Source organism: Thermocrispum sp. (genome assembly GCF_002919275.1).
GTDB classification, from domain to species: Bacteria; Actinomycetota; Actinomycetes; order Mycobacteriales; family Pseudonocardiaceae; genus Thermocrispum; species Thermocrispum agreste.
Genome location: NZ_PKFA01000002.1, coordinates 57,633 through 78,109, shown reverse-complemented (window position 1 = coordinate 78,109; position 20,477 = coordinate 57,633). Strand labels below are relative to the sequence as shown.

Below are 20,477 nucleotides of genomic sequence, written 5' to 3'. Positions count from 1 at the left end.
CGCGCGGCATCGCACGCCCGGGCGTCGACGAGGATCAGGCGTCGATACCGACGGCCGAGCGCACCGACTTCAGCACCCGGGAGGCCTTCTCCCTGGCGCGCTCGGCGCCCTCGGCGAGCACCTTGTCCAGCTCGCTGCCGGAGGCCATCAGCTCGTTGTACCGCTCGCGCATCGGCGTCAGCTCGGCGTTGAGCACCTCGAACAGCTGGTTCTTCAGCTCGCCCCAGCCCATGCCGCCTTCCTCGAGGCGCTTGCGCGTCTCGGCCACCGCATCCGCCGAGGCGAACAGCTCGAACAGCTGGAACACCGCCGAGCTGTCCGGGTCCTTCGGCTCCTCCACCGGCGTGGAGTCGGTCGGGATCCGCCGCACCAGCTTCTTCAGCTTGTTCTCGGGCAGGAACAGCGGAATGGTGTTGTCGTAGGACTTGCTCATCTTGCGGCCGTCCAAGCCCGGCACGGTGTGCGCCGACTCGGCATCCGGGATGAGCGCCTCCGGGATGGTCAGCGAGTACTTCTCGCCGTACAAGGCGTTGAAGCTGCCCGCGATGTCCGCGGCGTACTCGACGTGCTGGATCTGGTCCTTGCCGACCGGGACGACGTTGGCCTCCATGATCAGGATGTCCGCGGCCATCAGCACCGGGTAGTTGAACAGACCCATGTTGACGCCGTCGTCCGGGTCCTTGCCCGCGGCGATGTTGCGGTCCCGCGCGGCCTTGTAGGCGTGCGCCCGGTTCATCAGGCCCTTGCCGGTCACGCACGACAGCACCCAGTTCAGCTCGAAGATCTCCGGCACGTCGGACTGCCGGTAGAACACCGTGCGGCTGGGGTCGAGCCCCGCCGCCAGCCATGTCGCCGCCACCGACCGGATGTTGTGCTGCAGCTGCTGCGGGTCGTGCACCGCGTTCACCGCGTGGAAGTCTGCGATGAAGTACATCGTCTCGTAGGTCTCGGCCAGCTTCAGCGCCGGACGGATGGCACCCACCAGGTTGCCGAGGTGCGGGTCACCCGTGGCCTGGATGCCCGTGAGCGAGATCTTCCGGGATGGCTGCGACATACGGTCATCGTACTGACGACGGCTCGGCAGCCGACGCCCGCACACACCCACGTTCACCCAGGCCCAGGGCGTGCAGCCGGTCGGACTGCGGCACCTTTGGCGCCGCGATGCCGCAGCCGGACGGGAAAAGCAAAGTCTTCGAACGCCGGTCACGTCGCAACCGACGCCGAACGCCTACCTCACTGGGTTAGTGCTTACGCACCACAACGGAAAGTAGCTCCGGCCATCGGCCCGGCCGAGCATTGCATGACGGTCGATCAACTGGACTGTTCGGCAGGTACTCACCCGCAGCTCGTCGGCTAACCGCGATTCGACGCTTCCCCATGCTCACCGGGCGCACCGTCACGACTCACCGCCCGGCTTGTGGTAGGGGCGGCCGTTGCGAGCTGCTTCCAGTTGCTGGCGGGTGAAGACAGTTCCCTGGGGCCAGTTGATCTGGGTGAACACTTTCAGGGTGGCTGGTGCGCCGTTGCTGCTGTTCGCCGCGGGCGCGTTGATGTCGTCCAGCAGGCGGTGGATGAGCAATGCCAGGGTGCCGGGACCCGAGCCTGCATACCCCCACGACAGACCGAAATAGTTGCCACGAGGTGCCATGTAGAGGGTGCCGTCTTCGGTGCGGATCCAGATCGGCCCTTTCAGGATCAGCTCGGCCAGCGGGCTGCGGGCAGGAAGACGCTGCGGGACCGCCGCATGCAGCACGTGGTCCTTGCCGACCGGGCGGATCACTGGAGCGTCAGTCTCTGGGTCGATGAGGTATTCGGCCACCTCTCTCGTTGACACGCACCACGTCGAAAGCGACGGTGGGCTGGTCTACGGGGCGGAGTCGGGCCGCCCATTCTTTGCTGTGCGGATCGCGCAGATCGATCGTCTCGTACTTGCTGAACGGCAGGGCTTCGCCGCCGTCCCAGACCCGCAGCCGATGGATCGCCGCTGCGGCGAGGTCGTCCCGGCGGCTGAGAACTTCCAGCCAGCCCGCGCGTCGGATGTCTTCGGGCAAATCGTCGGTCTCGGCGTCGGGAACCGGCATCGGCGACACGGCCGGTGCCACAGCGCGGAAACGTTCCTCGCCCGCGAAGATCTCGAGGTCATTACGGGCACTGTCGGTAGCGCGGGACTGGATGGTCCGCGCCAAGTTGATCAGGGTGCGCTGGGCGGGCGATGCATCGGGGAGCGCGGCCGCCAACTGCAGCAGTGGGGTGATGTCCACCTCCGGTGTCGCGGCGACCTCAGCGACCGGGATGCCCGGTTCCCAGCGCTCCATGACCGCAGGCGGGCGCAGAGTGTAGGGCCAGTAGGGGGCGGTGCCACCGATCGTGTCAGCGTAAACGGCCCAGTCCTCCTCACCCCCGGCTCTCTCGTCGGGCTTGCCGTGACGGTCGTACGCAATCAGCACGGGACCGTACAGGCCGATCTCGACCGAGACCTTCAGCAGCCGGTCCACCACCGGCCGCAAGCCCGCTGCGGTCTTCAGGCTCGGCTCGGCCAGTCCCGGTAGCGGCCAGACCACCCGCAGCGTCACCTGACCGACGTACCAGTCCTGCACCATCGCCCCAGGGATTTGCCGCATGCTGTGCCCGGGCGTCTCGACGAGGCTTGGCCAGCACCGCAGCGGCGCCCGACCCGCCGCGCGAGGATTCACCGCGGCAATGGCCGCCACAGCTGGTCGGCTCGCCAGCAACGGCGGACACCAATCCGTTCCGGCCGTGGTAGCCGCCCGAGCGCCACCTGCGCGGCCACCCACACTTTGTTGAGCCCGAACACCCGGCAGACCTGCTCCACATCGAGCGTCTCCACAGGCTTCACGGTCCGGGACATCAGCACTATCCCCCCTCGTCACTGCTGGTGTCTACCTGCTTTCCCAGCGTGACATCAAGGGCCGACAGATATCCAGCAAAACCCGGCAAGCCCGCACTCCCGTCCCAAACACCCGTGAGTCGAGCAGGCCCGCGAGCGCCGACGGCCTTGTCACCAGAGACCGCGTATCGGGCGGTGTGGGCTTTGTTGCAGGCCGCCACCGCTCAGGCGGCCATCTGCACGCGCTCGTAGGTGGTGGTGCGCTGCCGCGCCGGCCGTCCGACCAGCGCGGCGAGCTGTTCCAGCTGCTTCGGCGTGCGCGACGATCCGTGCTCGGAGCCCGCCATGCGCGAGATGGTCTCCTCCATCAGCGTGCCGCCGATGTCGTTGGCCCCGCCGCGCAACAGCTGCGCGGTGCCCTGATCGCCGAGCTTGACCCACGAGCACTGGATGTTGTCGATCCGCCCGTGCAAGGCGAGCCGGGCGAACGCGTGCACCGCCCGGTTGTCCCGCATCGTCGGGCCTGGCCGGGCCACGCCCGCCAGGTAGATCGGGGCGTTGTGGTGCACGAACGGCAGGCCGACGAACTCGGTGAAGCCACCGGTCTCGTCCTGGATGCGCGCCAGCACCCGCAGGTGCCCGAGCCAGTGCTGCGGGCGGTCGACGTGGCCGTACATCATCGTGCTGCTCGACGGGATGCCCAGCCGGTGCGCGGTCGTGATCACGTCGATCCACGTCTGGGTCGGCAGCTTGCCCTTGGTCAGGATCCAGCGCACGTCGTCGTCCAGGATCTCCGCCGCGGTTCCCGGGATGGACCCGAGGCCCGCGTCGCGCAGCTCGGTCAGCCATTCCTCGACGGACACCCCGGCCTTGGCCGCCACCGAGACGATCTCCATCGGCGAGAAGGCGTGGACGTGCATCTGCGGAACACGGTCCTTGATGGCACGGACGATGTCGGCGTAGTAGGACACCGGCAGCTTCGGGTCGATGCCGCCCTGCATGCACACCTCGGTCGCACCGGCCTCGGCCGCTTCCACGGCCCGCTGCGCGACCTCGTCCACGGAGAGCCGGTAGGCGTCGGCGTCCCGCTCGCGCTGCGCGAAGGCACAGAACCGGCAGCCGACGTAGCAGACGTTGGAGAAGTTGATGTTGCGGTTGACGACGTAGGTGATGTCGTCGCCGACCACGTCGGCGCGGAGGTCGTCGGCCAGCCGGGCCAGCTGCTCCAACGCGGCGCCGTCCGCGGTGAGCAGCGCCAGCGCCGCGGCCTCGTTCTCCCGCTCCAGCAACGCCGCGGGACGCTCGGCGGCCAGCTGCAACCCGGCGAGAACGTCACCGTCCAGGCGCTCCGGCGCACCCCGCGAGGAAACCTGATCGCGCAGGACGTCCCAGTCGCCGTAGACCGAATCGAAGTCGCCGCGACGGTCGTCGGTGCGGCCGTCGGTGTCGACCGCGGTGTGCAGGTCGGATCGTCCCTCGGTCTGCAGGCCGCCGTCGGGCTCCTGCCATGGGCGGCCGACCACCTCGGCATCCGGGTTCGCCAGGCCGTCCGGCGTGGCCAGGGCCCGCACGTGCTCGTGCAGCCGGATGTCGATCCAGCGTTCGGCAGCCCGCACGTAGCGCGGATAGGCCGTCAGCCGCTCGCGGAGCTCGAAACCCGCCGCCCGGGTCCGTTCGGCCAGCTTGTCCACCGCGGGCCACGGGCGCTCCGGGTTGACGTGGTCCGGGGTCAGCGGCGACACGCCACCCCAGTCGTCGATGCCCGCGCGCAGCAGCAGCTCGTACTCCTCGTCGATGAGGTTCGGCGGCGCCTGGATGGACACCCCGGGCGGCATGAGCAGGCGCGCCACCGCCACGGTCGCCGCCAGGTCGTGCAGCGACGCGTCGGGCGCCGACCGCATCGCGGTGTCCGGCTTCGCCCGGAAGTTCTGCACGATGACTTCCTGGATGTTCCGGTACTGCCGGGCGCGCTGCCGGATGGCCAGCAACGACTCGGCCCGCTCGGCGCGGTTCTCCCCGATCCCGACCAGGATGCCGGTGGTGAACGGCACGCCGACCCGGCCGGCGTCGTCGAGCACGCGGAGCCGGACCCTGGGCTCCTTGTCCGGCGACCCGTAGTGCGGGCCGCCCTTCTCCGACCACAGCCGCTCCGCGGTGGTCTCCAGCATCATGCCCATGCTGGCCGCGACCGGCTTGAGCCGCTGCAGTTCCTCCCAGGTCAGCACGCCGGGATTGAGGTGCGGCAGCAGCCCTGTTTCCTCCAGCACGGCGATGGCGCAGGCCCGGACGTAGTCGACGGTGGAGGAATAGCCCCGTTCCTCCAGCCATTCGCGGGCTTGCGGCCAGCGCGCCTCCGGCCGGTCGCCGAGCGTGAACAACGCTTCCTTGCAGCCTTGCTCAGCGCCCTTGCGGGCGATCTCCACCACCTCGTCCCGCTCGAGGTAGAGCGCGTGCGGCACCTTGCCGGGAACGGTGACGAACGTGCAGTAGTGGCACCGATCCCGGCACAGCCGGGTCAGCGGGATGAAGACGTTCCGGCTGTAGGTGAGGACACCGGGGTGTCCCTGATCGGCCAGGTGAGCGTCGCGGACGCGGGCGGCCGCGGCCAGCAACCGGTCGAACTCCTCGCCCGTGGCGTGCAGCAGGGTGGTCGCTTCGGTGACGTCGAGCGTCGCTCCGGTCTCCGCGCGACGCAATGCCCGTGACAAAGCCGAAGGAGACGGGATCATGCAGCCGACAGTACGGAAGTTCTGGGCACCCCCGCCACGGGTTCCAGCGGACGCATACTGCCCCCGGCGGATGGGCGAAACCGAAGCCGCATGTCAACGCGCATGTGGCAGAGCCGACTGCAGGAAGAAAGGACAACGCGCAGCGTGTGCTCGGTCACACCGCGGATGACGACGAATGTCGAAAGGGCGGAACGCGGGCTCCGGGCAGGCGCTCAGGCGAGCTGGGTGTCGTGAACGGTCACCTGCTGGGCGGTGCTCTCGATGGCGGGCGGCCGCGAAGGCCCTGGGACAGTCTGCCGACCGGACGTCTCGTTCGCCGCGGCCCGCGCCGCGCGTTCCGCGACGACCTGTTCCGCCGCCGCACTGCGCTCGGCGACCGACCGGGCGAGGGCCTGCCTGCGGCGGCGCGCCACGCCCGCGATCATGCCGAGCACGCCGACGCCGACGGCAACGATGCCGACCGGGCCCAGGACGCCGAAGTTGGTGGGAGCCGTCGCATCGACGGCCCAGGCCGGCGAGCTCAGCCCCGCCAGCCCGCTGATGGTGATCAGCACCGTCGTACCGACGCGGAACGTCCACGCAGTCACCGAGGCGACCTCGTCTCGCTCCTGGCTACGCACGCGCCGAACCTCCCACCATCGCCTTCACCCACACGGGCGCAATTCGTCGCGCCCAGTGGGCGAAAAACTACCCAGTGTGTCGAGTCCGCTGCACTCGCGCCGACTCGGCGGCAGACCATACCGAATGTCGTAATCCAAGCCTGCAGAGGGGTCGCAGTGTGACGAGGCATGTTCGAAGCGTGTCGGCCGGCCTGTCGACGAATGGATGGTTCGGCGCGACGAGCGGCACGGCGGACGCCTTCGCCAGCCCTCGACACGCCTCCCCGCTCGACCGACCGACCTGTCCGACCCGGACCGGCACCCCTGTCCTCGTCATCCAGCAGTGTGATCCGGCGGTGTGATCCGGCGGTGTGACCGACGCCGAACGATTCGGCGTGGCGTCTTCTGAGCGTCTGGCGTGGCGTCTTCTGGGTGTCTGGTGTCCCGGGCCTGGCTACGGAACTGCACTCGCCGGGCGGGGCTGATCATCATGACCCGGCGCGGCACGCACGGTGTCACCGTTCGGTGGTCGCGGGCGCCCTGGGTCGGTGCGCCCTGACGACCGTCGCTCGAGTCGCGTGGCCGATCCGGGCGGCGCAGTACTCTCGCCGGATGACGGTGGCACGTTCGGTGTTCCTGTTCGCGCTGGCGGCACTGTGCGAAATCGGCGGCGCGTGGCTGGTCTGGCAGGGTATTCGCGAGCACGCCGGGTACCTGTGGGTGGCCGCCGGCGTCATCGTGCTCGGCGCATACGGCTTCGTGGCGACGCTGCAGCCGGACCCGCACTTCGGCCGGATCCTCGCCGCCTACGGCGGCGTGTTCGTCGCCGGATCCCTGCTGTGGGGAGTGGTCGTCGACGGCTTCCGACCGGATCGCTGGGACCTGGTCGGCGCCGGCCTGTGCCTGGTCGGCGTCGCGGTGATCATGTATGCGCCGCGCGGCTGACGGTCAGCCGGACTTGACCGCGACCGACAACGCCCGGGCGATCTTCGAGCCGAGGGCGTGGGTGGTCTCCCGTGGCGGTGAGCCGACCTTGACCACCAAGGGGCCGCCGAACGGCTGCCGCTCGATCACCTCGATGCGTTCGCCGAGGCCGATGGAGCGCTCGGACAGGTATCGCAGCAGCTCCGGGTCGGTGTCCCAGACCCGGGCGATCTCGCCGACGGCACCGGGTTCCAGCTCGTCGAGGATGCGCAGCGGCGCCTCGTCGACCACCCCGTCCGACGTCGGGATCGGATCGCCGTGCGGGTCGCGCACCGGATTGCCCAGCTTGGCGGCCATGCGCTCGATCAGCCGGTCCGACACCGCGTGCTCCAACGCGTCCGCCTCGGCGTGCACCTCGTCCCAGGTGTAGCCGAGCTCGGACACCAGGTAGGTCTCGATGAGCCGGTGGCGGCGCAGCACCGAGCGGGCCAACTTCTCGCCCTCCGCGGTCAACTCGATGCCGCGATACGGGGCATGCGCGACCAGGCCCTGCTGCGCCAGCTTGGTCACCATGCCCGACGCCGAGGACGGGCTGACCGACATGCGCGCAGCCAACGACGTGTTGGTGACCTGCTCGCCCCGTTCCACCAGGCCGTAGATCACCCGCACGTAGTCCTCGATCGACGCCGAGCGCCGCTTCGCCTCCGGCATACCTTCACCTTAATCAGGCCTGGTCAGATCCGGGTTTCCTGCACCGTCGACCCCATACCGGGCTCCGTCATGGGAAGCCTGGCGGCGGATCGCCACGCCGCGCCGGCGAAGCGGCTAAATCCACCGGTAGCGGATCCACCCCGGCACCGGCTGGGCGCCCAGCCGCGCGTAGAAGGCCTTGCCCTTGTCGTTGTCGACCTGCATCTCCCACTCGACCCGGCCGTCGGTGCGCGACTTCAGCTCGTGCAGCAGCTCGGTGGCCAGGCCCAGGCGGCGGAACTGCGGCCGGACGTACAAGTCGTCCATCCAGATGCCGGGCTTGCCCTGCCACGTCGAGAAGTTCCAGCAGCAGAACGCGAAGCCGGCAACCGTCTCCGGCTGCCCATCGGGGTAGGCCAGCACCACCCACGCCTTGGGGTCGTCACCGAACAAGTACGTGGCCATCTCGGCCCGGTCCAGCTTGAGATCGGGCTTGCCCTCGTACTCCGCGTGCTCCTCGATCAGCGCGCAGATCTCCTCGATGTCGTTCGGCCCGGCGTCACGTACCGGCATCCCCGCTCCTTTCGAACACCATGTCGCCGCCGACCACGGTGGCCAGCACGCGCACCTCGTCCAACGTCTCCGGATCGGTCGGGTCGTGGGACAGCACCGCGAAGTCCGCGAGCTTGCCCACCTCGATCGTGCCCCGATCCGCCTCGGTGAACGACGCGAAAGCCGACCCGAACGTGTAGGCGCGCAGCGCCTCGGCTGCGCTGACCCGCTCGTCCGCGCCCAACAGCACCCCGCTCGACGTGCGGCGGCGGACCATGTCCACGATCCCCGGCAGCGGCGCCCCGTCCACCACCGGCCGGTCCGAACTGCCGGGGACCACACATCCGGCGGCGAGGAAACTGCGCACGCGATAGCAGTGGTCCTCCCGTGACGGCCCGAGCGCGGCCCGCATGCCGTCGCCGAGTTCGCTCACGAACCTGCCCTGCGGCACCGGGATCACGCCCAGTTCGGCCAGCCGGGCCACGTCCGCGTCGCCGATCACCCCGCAGTGCTCGATGCGATGCCGATGATCCCGCCGCGGGAACTCGGCCAGCGCGGCGGCGTAGGCGTCCAGGACCACGCTGACCGCGCGATCGCCGATGGCGTGCGTGGCGATCTGCCAGCCCGAGCGATGCGCCTTGCGGATCGTCTCGGCGATGTCCTCCTCGGGCATCTGGAAATAGCCGCGGTTGTCCGGCTCGCCCTCGAACGGCTCGTGCATCGCGCACGTCCGGCCGATCAACGAGCCGTCGGAGAACAGCTTCATCGGGCCGATGCGCAGCCAGTCGTCACCGAAGCCCGTCCGGATACCCAGGTCCAGCCCGAAAACCACGTCGTCGGACGGCGCGTGGTCCAGCTCGCGCAGGGACTGCGCCGCCACCATGAGCGTCGTGCGCACGCCGAGCTGCCCGGCCTCGCGCGCCTGCTGATAGGCCGCGAGCTCGATCGGCGTGTTGCCGACCAGCCCCCTGCCGATGCCGGCTTCCTGAACGCTGGTGATCCCCTCCGCCAGATACCGCTCGCTTGCCAGGGCGATGCCGCGCGTCACGTCCTCCAGCGGCACCGGGTACCTGAGCGGATCGAGCAGCCGCTGCGCCTGCTCCCGCAGCAGCCCGGTCGGCCGCCCCTCGGCGTCCCGCACCACGTCGCCACCGGTCGGCACGTTGGCCAGATCCAGCTGCCGGAGCACCGCGGAGTTCACCACGCACATGTGCCCGGACGTGTGCTTGAGCTGGACGAAATGCTCCCCGGCCACCCGATCCAACCCCTCGGCCGTGGGATGTCCCCCGGCGAGCTTGTTCTGGTCGTAGCCGCTGCCGATGATCCAGCTGCCCGGCGGCTGCTCGGCGGCGGCCTTCGCCACCGCGGCGTAGACGTCGTCGACACTGCGGCACGTCCGCTCGCTCAAGTCCAGTGCCGTCAACTGCATGCCGTACCAGGCCATGTGGTTGTGCGCGTCGTGAAAGCCCGGCACCACGACGGCACCGCCGAGATCGATCCGGCTCCGCGCGTCCAGCTCAGCCGCATCAACGCCCAGCGCCACCACGCGCCCGGCGTGCACCGCCACCGCGTCGGCCGGGCGGAAGTCCGGTCCGGTGAGTACCCGCGCTCCCGTGTAGACCACGTCGACCCGCATGCCGTTCAGCCTATCGATCGATCGATCGTCCGGCTAGACTCGGCTGCATGGCGGTTCGGACATCGGACACCGTGGCGCTCCGGTTCACCGACGGCGTCGCGGTGGTGACCCTCAATCGGCCCGAGCGACTGAACGCGGTCGTTCCCGCACTGGTGGACGACCTGCTGGCGCGGCTGGCGGAGGTCGCGGGCAGCGACGCGGGCGCGGTCGTGCTGACCGGCGCGGGCCGGGCCTTCTGCGCCGGATACGACCTGAAGGAACCCCCGGCGGGCGGTGATTCCCGGCGCCGCATCGAACGGCTGCAGCAGGTGACCCGCCGGATCCGTGAGCTGCCCCAGCCGGTGATCGCCGCCGTGCACGGCTACGCCATCGGCGCCGGGGCGGAATTCGCGCTCGGCTGCGACCTGGTGCTGGCCGCCGAGGACGCGCAGTTCGCTTTCCCGGAGGCGGGGCTCGGCCTGAGCGTGACCGGCGGGATCTCCCGACTCCTCCCGCTGCTCGTCGGACCGCTCAAGGCCAAGGAACTGCTCCTGCTCGGCGAACGCGTCGACGCCGCGGAGGCGGCCCGGCTCGGTCTGGTGAACGCGGTCGTGCCGGACGCCAGGGAGACAGCGCTGCGCTGGGCGCGGGCGATCGCGCAGAAACCGGCCTACGCGGTGACGCTGGCCAAGCGGGCGCTGGACGCCGGCATCGACTCCGCCTTGGACGCCGCGCTGGAGCTGGAAGTCGCGCACGCGCTGATCACCGACACCGCCGCGGAAGTAGCCGAGTCCGCCGAGCGTTTCCGCACCCGGAGGGCGGAATGACCGATCTGACCGGCATCGACGATCTGGCACGCCTGACGGCCCGGGCCGCCGAGTCGTGGCCGGACCGCACGGCATGGGTGTTCGACACCGGCGGAGAACCCCGCTCGCTCACGTTCGCCGAGGTGCACGCGCGCAGCGACGAGTTCGCCGGGGCGCTGGCGAGCCTGGGCGTGTCCCCGGGTGACCGGGTCGCGCTCATGCTGCGCAACTGCCCGGAGTTCCCCCTGCTCTGGCTGGCCACGGCCAAGCTGGGTGCGGCCATGGTCCCGGTGAACGTCAACTACCGGGAGCTGGACGGCTCGCACGTGCTCGCCGACGCCGGCGCCCGGGTGGTGGTCGGCGCCCCGGAGTTCGTCGAGATGCTGCGGGTGATCGCCCCGAAGGCCGGTGTCGAGCGCGTACTCACCCCGGGCGAACTGCCGGCAGGCAAGCCGAAACCCGAGCTGCCACTGCCTGCGGGCGAGCAACCGGTCAACATTCAGTACACGTCGGGCACCACCGGCGCCCCCAAGGGCTGCGTGCTGCCGCACCGGTACTGGACCACGCTGGCCCGCGGGATGATCACCGAGCACCCGTGGCTCCGCTCCGACGACGTCATGCTCACCGCCCAGCCGTTCCACTACATCGACCCGCAGTGGCATGTCGCCGTCGGCCTGGCGTCCGGGGCACGGTTGGTCGTGCTGGACCGCTTCCACCCGTCCACGTTCTGGTCCAAGGTGCGGGAACACGGTGTCACCTGGTTCTACTGCCTTGGCATGATGCCGACGCTGCTGCTGCGCCAGCCGCCGTCCGAGGAGGACAAGCGACACCGCGTCCGTGCGGTCCACGCGTCGGCGATCCCGGGCGAGCTGCACAGCAGGCTCGAGGAACGCTGGGGCGTGCCGTGGTTCGAGGCGTTCGGGATGACCGAGACCGGCGCGGACATCCGGGTGCGCCCACAGGACCACGACGAGGTGGTCGGGACCGGGTGCATCGGAACCCCGGTGCCGGGACGGGAAGTGGCCGTGCTCGGCCCGGACGACCGGCCGGTACCTCGCGGCGAGACCGGCGAGCTGGCCATCCGCGGGGTCGGCCTGATGCTCGGCTACCACCAGCGCCCGGACGACACCGCGCGAGCGTTCCGCAACGGCTGGTTCCACACCGGCGATCTGGTGCGCATGGACGACCGCGGCCGGATCTACTACGTCGGCCGCACCAAGGACATGATCCGCCGCAGCGGGGAGAACATCTCCGCCGACGAAGTCGAACGCGCCTTGTTGCTGCATCCGGGTGTGCGGCTGGCGGCAGTGATCGGAGTACCGGACGAGATCCGTGGAGAAGAAGTGGAGGCGTTTGTCGTCCCGGCCGACGGTGCCGACCCGACGCCGGACGAGCTCGCCGAGCACTGCGCCGCCAAACTCGCCTACTTCAAAGTGCCGCGCTACTGGAAGGTGGTCGACGAATTGCCGATGACAGCATCCGAGCGAGTGGCCAAGGGACGACTGAAGTCCGCCGACCCGCTGGCCGGCGCCTACGACAGGGTGGCGCGGGCATGGCTGTGAACACCACGCACACCCGGGTCCGCAAAGCCGCCGTGCGGCTGTTCGCCGCCAAGGGCTACCACGGGGTCGGCATCCGCGAGCTGGCCGACGCGGCCAAGCTCTCCTCGGCCAGCCTGTACCACTACATGGGGACCAAGGAAGACCTGCTGGCCGACATCATGGCGGACTGCCTGGATCGGCTGCTGTCGGCGGCCAAGGAGGCCACCAACGACACCGACGACCCCCAGGAGAAGCTGGGCAGGCTGGCCGCGCTGCACACCATCGCGCACGCCGCCCACGCCAAGGAAACGGCGGTAGTCGACAACGAGCTGCGCGCGCTGTCACCGAGGATCCGCCGCCGCGTCGTGGAACAGCGGGACGCCTACGAGCAGATCTGGTCCGACGTGCTGGCCGAAGGGCAGAAGCAGGGTGTCTTCCTGCCCGACGAGAACGGCGTCACCAGGCGCGCGCTGCTGCAGATGTGCAGTGGCGTCGCGCATTGGTACTCGCCGCGCGGTCCGCTCACCCTGCACGACATCGGCGTGCATTACGCCGCGTTGGTGCTGCGGACGGTCGGCGCGAGCCCGGCCCCGGCACAGCCGGACATGGACCGGTGCCGCGCCATCGCCCGCAGCACGTGGGGCATCAAGATCTGAGCGGCTACAGCTTGCGGCCGCCGTCGACGTAGATCGTCTGCCCGGTCACGAACGAGGCGTCCTCGCTGCACAGGAACGCCACCACGTTGGCGATGTCCTCCGGGGCCCCGACGCGACGCAGCGGCGTCACCTTCGCGGTCTCCTCGCGCAGCTGCTCCGGGCTCAGCCCGAGGCGCCGCGCCGTCGCGTCGGTCATCTCGGTGGCGATGAAGCCCGGTGCGACCGCGTTGACGTTGATGCCGAACGGCCCGAGCTCGATCGCCAGCGTCCTGGTGAAGCCCTGCAACCCGGCCTTGGCCGCGGAGTAGTTGGCCTGCCCCCGGTTGCCGAGCGCGGACACGCTCGAGGTGTTGACGATCTTGCCCCACTTCTGCTCGACCATGTACGACTGGGCCGCCCTGCTGCACAGGAACGCGCCGCGCAGGTGCACCCCCATGACGGTGTCCCAGTCGTCGGCGGACATCTTGAACAGCAGGTTGTCCCTGGTGACGCCGGCGTTGTTGATCAGGATGCCGATCGGGCCGAGCTCGTCGGCCACGCGCTGGAACGCGGCCTTGACCGCGTCCTCGTCGCTGACGTCGGCCCCGACGGCGATCGCCTTGCCGCCGGCTTGCGTGATGGCCGAGACGGTTGGCTCGGCAGCCGCCGGGTCGAGGTCCAGCACCGCGACCGCCGCGCCGTCGGCGGCCAGGCGCCGTGCCGTCGCCGCGCCGATGCCGCGCGCCGCTCCCGTCACCACTGCGACTCGACCATTCAGATCAGCCATCAAGCCCTCCCGGTTACCGGTGCGTTTCTGGCGTAACTTAACAGCGTGTCGAAAGCCGTGGCGTGTGATGTGTGGTGGGCTACGCCACTCCCCGCCGGCGCCGCCAGCACCTGGCTCGCGATGCTCGCTCCGGCCGAGCGCACCCGGTACGAGGCGTATCGCCAGCCTGCCGACCGCCTGCGCTTCCTGACCGGCCGCGTGCTTGCCCGCACCGTCGCCGGAAGGTATCTCGGTGTCCCGCCGACGTCGGTCGAGCTGGATGCGACCTGCCCGGACTGCGGCAAGCAGCACGGGAAGCCACGCATACCCGGCAACGACCTCGAGCTGTCCATCTCGCACGCCGGCCAACGGGTCGGGCTGGCGGTCGCCGTCGGCACGTCGATCGGGCTGGACGTCGAGTCCACCTCCCGCTCCAGCGGCGACGACCTGCTGAACTATGCGCTGTCCGACGCCGAGCTGGACGCCGTCGCCGGCCGGCCGGCCGCGGAACGCGCACGGCTGTTCTTCACCTACTGGGCACGCAAGGAAGCGCTCATGAAAGCCACCGGTCTCGGCCTGAAGGTGCCGCTGAGGAGCATCACGCTCGCGCCGCCGGAGGCCCCGCCTGCGTTGCTGGCCAGCGCCCACGACGCGTTGGACCCAGCCACGACGGCAATCGTCGATCTCGACGCCGGCCAGGGTTATGCGGCCGCGGTCGCCGCGCTCACCGCGAACGGCCTCACCGTGAACCAGCGATGGTGGCGCGCGGCGGACTTCGGCGAACTCAAGCCGTCGCGGTGATACCCAGGGCGCGCAGCAGCGTCGCGAATTTCGCCGACGTCTCGGCGAGCTCCGCCGCCGGATCGGACGCGGCGACGATGCCTCCACCGGCGTACAGCCGCATCCTTTCCCCGTCGACCTCAGCACATCGGATGCTGACCGCCCACTCGCCGTCTCCCGCGGCATCCACCCAGCCGACCGCGCCCGCGTAGTAGTCGCGGTCGAACGGTTCAAGCTTCTCGGCCAGCTCGCGAGCCGCGGCAGTCGGTGTCCCGCACACCGCAGGCGTCGGGTGCAGCGCCGCGGCCAGCCGCAGCGCGCTGGCGTCGGAGCCCGACTCGGACAACTCACCGGTGATCGCCGTGCCGAGGTGCCAGACAGCAGGCGTCGACGTCAAGGACGGCTCGGCGGGAACCGACATGCTCCGGCAGAACGGACGCAGCGCCTCCACGACGGCTTCGACGACCAGGGCGTGCTCGGTGCGCTCCTTGCTCGATGCGACCAGCCGCGCGGCGTTGTCCGCATCCTCGACCGGGTCGCTGGAGCGGGGAGCGGTACCGGCGTGCGGGTGCGCGAACACCCGATTGCCCACCCGGCGGACCAGCAGCTCCGGGGTGGACCCGATCAACGTGGCCGACCGCGGGCCGGGCAAGGGCGCCGCGAACGTGAAACCGGTCGGATTCCCGGAGACCAGGTTGTGCAGCAGCGCCGCCGGGTCGACCGGCGCGTGGAACGTGACGTCGAGCGCGCGAGCCAGAACGACCTTGTTCAGCTGTCCTTGCCGCAACAGCCGCACCGCCTCGGCCACCGCCTCCTGGTGCTGCTGCTCCGACGGCACCGCGATCATCCGCGCGGGCGCGCTCAGCACCCGGTCCGGCCTGCCGGCCATCGCCGCATGCGCCGGCCCGGTGCAATGGAAATGGCTCGGGATGGTCAGCCGCGCGGGCGCGCTGTCGCCGAACGGCAGGACGCCGACCGCGATCGGTGTCGCCGCCGTGGCGAATTCCGCGGGGAGCGCATCGTCCAGCGCGACCACGTCGGTGCCGGTCAGCTCACGGTCGGCACCGACGGCCAGCAGCGTGCGCTCCGGCGTGGCGAACGCGAACTCGCCCGCCCGGTAACCGTCCAGCAGCTTGGCCGGATCGGTCACCTCAGCGCGCGCGGTATCGGTCACCCGACGATTCTGGCACGCGGCTCCCCGGCGCCCGGGCCGCACGTGACCCGGGCAACGACCACTCGGCAGGCCGCGCCGGACCATGGCCTGGCGCGCCCCACCGCGACGAGGATCCGGCCGGCCTACTTCAGCGCCGCCAGCAGCGCCTCACGCTGCCGCGCACCCAGGCCGGCGGCCCGCCGGTCCTTGTCGATGCCGGCCTGCTCCATCAAGGCGGCGACCTTCACCGCGCCGAGCCCTGGCACCGCCTTGAGCAGCTGCGCGACCTTGGTCTTGCCGATGGTCTTGTCGTCCTTGGCGGCCTTGAGCACGTTCTCGATGCTCTTCTCGCCGGACTTGATCGCCGCGAGCAGTTCCGACCGCGCCTTGCGGGCCTCGGCGGCCTTCGCCAGCGCCGCAGCGCGCTGCTCGGGAGTCAACGTGGGCAGAGCCAACGTACTGATCCTTCCTATCCGGTCACCCATCCGGGTGCGGATGCCTGTGCCGCTGTCGTGCCCGGGAGGGTGCGTTCCCCCAGTAAACGCCACCTGTCAGGTACCCGCGCAACCGACACGCCATGCTCACGACCGGTTTTGGCCGCCTGACCGGGCGATTTCCCCCCTTTTGAGGCAGGGGGACGGGGATTAGGCTCGCGGCACACAAACGATCGTTCGGGAGGCAAGTCCGATGCTCGGAACTATGCAGAACGTGCCGCTGTCGATCGCACAGTTGCTGCGTTACGGCTCGACCGTGCACGGCAGCAGCACGGTGGCCACCTGGACCGGCAGCGAGTCTCGGGTAGCGACGTACGCGCAGATCGGTCGCCGTTCAGCTCAGCTGGCGCACGCGCTACGCAGCCTCGGGGTGGACTCCGACCAGCGCGTCGGCACGTTCATGTGGAACAACAACGAGCATCTCGAGGCCTACCTCGCGGTGCCGTCGATGGGCGCGGTGCTGCACACGCTGAACATCCGCCTGTTCCCCGAACAGCTGATCTACGTGGTCAACCACGCCGAGGACTACGTGATCATCGTCGACGGGACGCTGGTGCCGCTGCTGAACCAGCAGCTGCCGAAGTTCACCACGGTGCGTCACGTGGTGGTGGCCAACGGCGACCCGAGCACGGTGCAGGCACCGGACGGCGTCGAGGTGCACGGTTACGAGGACCTGCTGGCCGCCCAGCCGGAGGAGTTCGACTGGCCGTCGCTGGACGAGAACACCGCGGCCGCGATGTGCTACACGTCCGGGACCACCGGCGACCCGAAGGGCGTGGTGTACTCGCACCGGTCGATCTGGCTGCACTCGATGCAGGTCTGCATGACCGACGGCATGGCGCTGTCCCAGCGGGACAAGACGCTGGCCATCGTGCCGCAGTTCCACGCGATGAGCTGGGGCCTGCCGTACGCGGCGTTCATGTCGGGCGCCTCGCTGGTCATGCCGGACCGGTTCCTGCAGCCCGAGCCGATCGCCAAGATCCTGGCGGCGGAGAAGCCGACGTTCGCCGCGGCGGTGCCCACCGTGTGGCAGGGCCTGCTGCAGTACCTGGAGCAGAATCCCCAGGACATCTCCCACCTGCGGGAGGTCGTGGTGGGCGGTTCGGCCGTGCCGCCGTCGCTGATGCACGCGTTCGAGGAGAAGCACAACGTGCGTGTCGTGCACGCCTGGGGCATGACCGAGACGTCGCCGCTGGGCAGCGTGGCTCGGCCGCCGCGGGGCGTCACGGGCGAGCAGGAGTGGGCCTACCGCTACACCCAGGGCCGCTTCCCGGCCAGCGTGCAGGCCAGGCTGATCGGCGCGGACGGCAAGGAGCTGCCGTGGGACGGCAAGAGCGTCGGCGAGCTCGAGGTGGCCGGACCGTGGATCGCCGCCGCCTACTACCGCGACCCGGACCCGGAGAAGTTCCACGACGGCTGGCTGCGCACCGGCGACGTCGGGCACATCACCCCGGACGGCTTCCTGACGCTGACCGACCGGGCCAAGGACGTGATCAAGTCCGGCGGCGAGTGGATCTCGTCGGTGGAGCTGGAGAACCACGTCATGGCGCACCCGGCGGTGGCCGAGGCCGCGGTGGTCGGCATCCCGGACGAGAAGTGGGACGAGCGGCCGCTGGTGGCCGTGGTGATCAAGGAAGGCCAGTCGGTGACCGCCGCGGAGCTGCGCGAGTTCCTGGTCGACAAGGTGGCCAAGTGGCAGCTGCCGGAGTACTGGACGTTCATCGACGAGGTGCCCAAGACCTCGGTCGGCAAGTTCGACAAGAAGCGGCTGCGCGCCCGGCACGCACAAGGGGAGCTGACCGTCGAGACGGTGAAGTAGCCCCGCGGGCGGCGGGTGCATCGACTCCGGCCGAGGGCCGAGTCGTCGCGCGATCGGCACGGCGGCTCGGCCCTCGCCGTTCGCCGGACGGCTCAGCAGGCCGCTGCGCCGAACGCGATGGTGAATTGCGCCGGTCGCGCACCGGGAAGCCACCGGTCGCACCTGGCCCGCATGCCCCGGACGCGACCGCCGGTTCGGCCGGTTGCGGCCGCGCCAGCCGCTGATTGCGAAGGCATGGCACCGACCCGGCGACGACGACCCACCGACGGTACGCGATCATTGCGCGCGTAACCCCGTCCACGCCTGGGCCCACCGCGGAGCTGGAGGTTGCCGTGCCCGAGCACACGCTGGCCATCAGCGGGCTGCACAAGCGCTTCGGACAGGTGGTCGCCCTGCGGGACGTGGGCTTCACGGTGCGCCCGGGCGAGCTGTTCGGGTTCGTCGGCAGCAACGGCGCGGGCAAGACCACCACGATGCGGATCGTGCTCGGGGTGCTCAACCCGGACGCCGGCGAGGTCACCTTCGGCGGCGCACCGATCACGCGGCAGGTGCGCACCCGCATCGGCTACATGCCCGAGGAACGCGGGCTGTACCCGAAGATGAAGGTCGCCGACCACCTGGTCTACCTGGCCGAACTGCACGGGCTGAGCAGCGTCGACGCGCGGGCCGCCACCCAGCGCTGGCTCGGCAGGCTCGGACTGGACCACCGCCGCGGCGACGAGGTGCAGAAGCTGAGCCTCGGCAACCAGCAACGAGTGCAGCTGGCCGCCGCCCTGGTGCACGAGCCGGACCTGCTGGTGCTCGACGAGCCGTTCTCCGGGCTGGATCCGGTCGCGGTGGACGTGATGAGCGACGTGCTGCGGGAAGAGGCCGCGCGCGGTGTGCCGGTCGTCTTCTCCAGCCATCAGCTCGATCTGGTCGAGCGGTTGTGCGACCGGATCGGCATCATCGCGGGCGGCCACATGGTGGCGGTCGGATCGGTCGAGGAACTGACCGCCTCGGCGGGTGCCGAGCTCGAGGTGGTCGCACCGCAGGCGGAGCCCGGCTGGGCCGCCAACCTGCCCGGCGTGACGGTCGTCGCGGAGGAAGGGCCGCGGACCGTGCTGCGGCTGGCCCCGGGTGCCGACGATCAGGCCGTGCTGCATGCCGCCCTGGCCACCGGGCCGGTCACCGGATTCACCAGGCACCGGCCGTCGCTGGTGGAGCTGTTCCGCGCCGTGGTGACCGAGGACGGCGGTGGGAGTCGTCATGCGTGAACTGGCCCGCTCGCACACCGAGGTCGCACCGGCGACCGCGGTCCGGCTCGTCGCGCAACGCGAGATCGACACCCGGCTGCGCACGCGGTCGTTCGTGATGTCGACCGCGGTGATCATCGCCGTGCTGGCCGGCTACCTGCTGCTGCAAGCGTCCCTGTTCAGCGACGCGCACCGGGTCGACGTCGGCCTGACCGGCCAGGCCACCAGCATCGCCGGACCGTTGCAGGTCGCCGGGAAGGCGGTCGGGCTCGAAGTGCACACCACCCAGGTCGGCGACCGCACGGCGGCGCGCGCCAAGCTGGAGGCCGACGAGCTGGACGCGGTGGTGTTCGGCAACCCGGCCGAACCCGAGGTGCTGGTGCGCTCCGAGCTCGACGACCGCCTGCGTGCCGTGTTGATCGACATCGCCCGGCAGCAGATCCTCACCGGGGAACTGGCCAAGGCCGGGGTGACCGATCCGCGGGCGGTGCTCGCCCAGGCAAGCCAGGCGGACGTCGAGGTGACCACGGTCGCGCCGGCCGGCGCGGAACACGGCCAGCGGCTCGGCATCGGCCTGATCATGGTGTTCCTGCTGTTCATGGCGATCAGCACGTACGGGACCATGGTCGCCCAGGGGGTGGTCGAGGAGAAGGCCAGCCGGGTGGTGGAGATCCTGCTGGCCACCGTGCAGCCGTGGCAGCTGCTGCTGGGGAAGGTCGTGGGGATCGGGCTGGTCGGGCTGGCGCAGCTGGTGATCGTCGCCGGCGTCGGCCTGGTCATGGCCGTCGCCAGCGGTGTGGTGACGTTGTCCGGTGTCGCCATCGGCGCCCTGATCTGGGGTGTGGTCTGGTACGTGGTCGGCTTCTTCTTGTACGCCACGTTGTTCGCTGCGGCCGGCTCGCTGGTCTCTCGGCAGGAGGACGTACAGTCCGTCGTCACGCCCGTGACGATCGTGCTGACGCTGGGCTTCGTGGTCGGCTTGAACCTGATGCTGCAGAACCCGGACGGCACGGGTGTGGCGGCTTTGTCGCACGTGCCGTTGCTGTCGCCGGTGATCATGCCGGGGCGGATCACCGCAGGCCAGGTCGCCGGGTGGGAGATCGCCCTGTCGCTGATCGTCACGCTTGCCGCCGTGGTGGCGCTGACCTGGCTCGGCGGCCGGGTGTATCACAATGCGGTGCTGCACACCGGAAGCCGCATGCGGGTGCGGGACGCGCTGCGCGGAACCCGCTGAACGGGACACGGCCGAACGACGAAGGCCCGCGGGCCACTCGGGCGCCGCGGGCCGTGA

19 protein-coding genes are annotated in these 20,477 nt (G+C 70.3%); 8 read left to right on the top strand and 11 right to left on the bottom strand.

Annotated elements, in window-relative coordinates; all coding sequences use genetic code 11:
- Nucleotides 1–34: 34 nt before the first annotated feature.
- From CXP56_RS00525 to CXP56_RS00505, 5 genes are all read right to left on the bottom strand, one after another.
- Nucleotides 35–1,054 (bottom strand): tryptophan--tRNA ligase, encoded by a 1,020-nt coding sequence (locus tag CXP56_RS00525; protein ID WP_286899082.1) that lies wholly within the window; start codon nt 1,052–1,054, stop codon nt 35–37.
- Between the two features lie 342 nt (nt 1,055–1,396).
- The gene (locus tag CXP56_RS00520; RefSeq protein ID WP_156899160.1) at nt 1,397–1,819 is read right to left on the bottom strand and encodes a hypothetical protein; all 423 of its coding nucleotides are present in this window, start codon (nt 1,817–1,819) and stop codon (nt 1,397–1,399) included.
- On the bottom strand, nt 1,788–2,600 hold the full coding sequence (locus CXP56_RS00515) for a hypothetical protein (RefSeq protein WP_286899079.1): 813 nt from the start codon (nt 2,598–2,600) through the stop codon (nt 1,788–1,790). The genes CXP56_RS00520 and CXP56_RS00515 overlap by 32 nt, the downstream gene beginning before the upstream one ends.
- Nucleotides 2,601–3,072: 472 nt before the next feature.
- Nucleotides 3,073–5,577 carry a bifunctional FO biosynthesis protein CofGH gene (locus CXP56_RS00510; protein WP_286899077.1) on the bottom strand — a complete coding sequence of 835 codons (2,505 nt, stop codon included), beginning with the start codon at nt 5,575–5,577 and terminating at the stop codon, nt 3,073–3,075.
- Between the two features lie 212 nt (nt 5,578–5,789).
- Complete coding sequence (locus CXP56_RS00505) at nt 5,790–6,197, bottom strand: hypothetical protein (RefSeq protein WP_286899075.1); 408 nt, start codon at nt 6,195–6,197, stop codon at nt 5,790–5,792.
- A gap of 591 nt (nt 6,198–6,788) precedes the next feature.
- Between CXP56_RS00505 and CXP56_RS00500 the strand changes: the two genes are divergently transcribed.
- Nucleotides 6,789–7,121: a YnfA family protein gene (locus tag CXP56_RS00500; RefSeq protein ID WP_028847337.1), complete on the top strand. Its 333-nt coding sequence runs from the start codon at nt 6,789–6,791 to the stop codon at nt 7,119–7,121.
- Nucleotides 7,122–7,124: 3 nt separating this feature from the next.
- Here the strand turns inward: CXP56_RS00500 and CXP56_RS00495 are convergent, their stop codons facing one another.
- The 3 genes from CXP56_RS00495 to CXP56_RS00485 form a co-directional block, all read right to left on the bottom strand.
- Nucleotides 7,125–7,811 carry a metal-dependent transcriptional regulator gene (locus tag CXP56_RS00495; protein WP_028847338.1) on the bottom strand — a complete coding sequence of 229 codons (687 nt, stop codon included), beginning with the start codon at nt 7,809–7,811 and terminating at the stop codon, nt 7,125–7,127.
- Between the two features lie 114 nt (nt 7,812–7,925).
- The gene (locus CXP56_RS00490; RefSeq protein ID WP_286899070.1) at nt 7,926–8,363 is read right to left on the bottom strand and encodes a GNAT family N-acetyltransferase; all 438 of its coding nucleotides are present in this window, start codon (nt 8,361–8,363) and stop codon (nt 7,926–7,928) included.
- The gene (locus tag CXP56_RS00485) at nt 8,350–9,978 is read right to left on the bottom strand and encodes an amidohydrolase (protein WP_286899068.1); all 1,629 of its coding nucleotides are present in this window, start codon (nt 9,976–9,978) and stop codon (nt 8,350–8,352) included. Before CXP56_RS00485 ends, CXP56_RS00490 begins: the two co-directional genes overlap by 14 nt.
- Before the next feature lie 47 nt (nt 9,979–10,025).
- Between CXP56_RS00485 and CXP56_RS00480 the strand changes: the two genes are divergently transcribed.
- From CXP56_RS00480 to CXP56_RS00470, 3 genes are read left to right on the top strand one after another with little or no spacing between them, the layout of a single operon-like run.
- Nucleotides 10,026–10,784 (top strand): enoyl-CoA hydratase/isomerase family protein, encoded by a 759-nt coding sequence (locus CXP56_RS00480; RefSeq protein ID WP_286899066.1) that lies wholly within the window; start codon nt 10,026–10,028, stop codon nt 10,782–10,784.
- Nucleotides 10,781–12,325 (top strand): ATP-dependent acyl-CoA ligase, encoded by a 1,545-nt coding sequence (locus CXP56_RS00475; RefSeq protein WP_286899064.1) that lies wholly within the window; start codon nt 10,781–10,783, stop codon nt 12,323–12,325. The genes CXP56_RS00480 and CXP56_RS00475 overlap by 4 nt, the downstream gene beginning before the upstream one ends.
- Nucleotides 12,316–12,960 carry a TetR/AcrR family transcriptional regulator gene (locus CXP56_RS00470; protein WP_028847343.1) on the top strand — a complete coding sequence of 215 codons (645 nt, stop codon included), beginning with the start codon at nt 12,316–12,318 and terminating at the stop codon, nt 12,958–12,960. Before CXP56_RS00475 ends, CXP56_RS00470 begins: the two co-directional genes overlap by 10 nt.
- A 4-nt stretch (nt 12,961–12,964) precedes the next feature.
- Here CXP56_RS00470 and CXP56_RS00465 read toward each other — a convergent pair whose 3' ends face one another.
- A complete protein-coding gene (locus tag CXP56_RS00465) occupies nt 12,965–13,726 on the bottom strand; it encodes a beta-ketoacyl-ACP reductase (RefSeq protein ID WP_028847344.1) in 762 nt (253 codons plus the stop codon).
- 120 nt (nt 13,727–13,846) lie between these two features.
- Between CXP56_RS00465 and CXP56_RS00460 the strand changes: the two genes are divergently transcribed.
- A complete protein-coding gene (locus CXP56_RS00460; RefSeq protein ID WP_286899060.1) occupies nt 13,847–14,506 on the top strand; it encodes a 4'-phosphopantetheinyl transferase family protein in 660 nt (219 codons plus the stop codon).
- Here CXP56_RS00460 and CXP56_RS00455 read toward each other — a convergent pair.
- Both CXP56_RS00455 and mihF read right to left on the bottom strand, forming a co-directional pair.
- The gene (locus CXP56_RS00455) at nt 14,490–15,659 is read right to left on the bottom strand and encodes an isochorismate synthase (RefSeq protein WP_245566610.1); all 1,170 of its coding nucleotides are present in this window, start codon (nt 15,657–15,659) and stop codon (nt 14,490–14,492) included. The genes CXP56_RS00460 and CXP56_RS00455 overlap by 17 nt on opposite strands.
- A 122-nt stretch (nt 15,660–15,781) precedes the next feature.
- Entirely contained in the window at nt 15,782–16,093 is a 312-nt protein-coding gene (gene mihF, locus CXP56_RS00450; RefSeq protein WP_286899056.1) for an integration host factor, actinobacterial type, read from the bottom strand.
- 232 nt (nt 16,094–16,325) lie between these two features.
- On the opposite strand from mihF, the gene CXP56_RS00445 reads away from it, so the two are divergent.
- The 3 genes from CXP56_RS00445 to CXP56_RS00435 all read left to right on the top strand — a co-directional run bounded on the left by CXP56_RS00445 (nt 16,326) and on the right by CXP56_RS00435 (nt 20,420).
- Complete coding sequence (locus tag CXP56_RS00445; protein WP_286899054.1) at nt 16,326–17,951, top strand: long-chain fatty acid--CoA ligase; 1,626 nt, start codon at nt 16,326–16,328, stop codon at nt 17,949–17,951.
- Between the two features lie 332 nt (nt 17,952–18,283).
- Complete coding sequence (locus CXP56_RS00440; protein WP_286899053.1) at nt 18,284–19,207, top strand: ABC transporter ATP-binding protein; 924 nt, start codon at nt 18,284–18,286, stop codon at nt 19,205–19,207.
- Nucleotides 19,200–20,420 carry an ABC transporter permease gene (locus CXP56_RS00435; protein WP_028847349.1) on the top strand — a complete coding sequence of 407 codons (1,221 nt, stop codon included), beginning with the start codon at nt 19,200–19,202 and terminating at the stop codon, nt 20,418–20,420. Before CXP56_RS00440 ends, CXP56_RS00435 begins: the two co-directional genes overlap by 8 nt.
- The last annotated feature ends 57 nt before the right edge of the window (nt 20,421–20,477 follow it).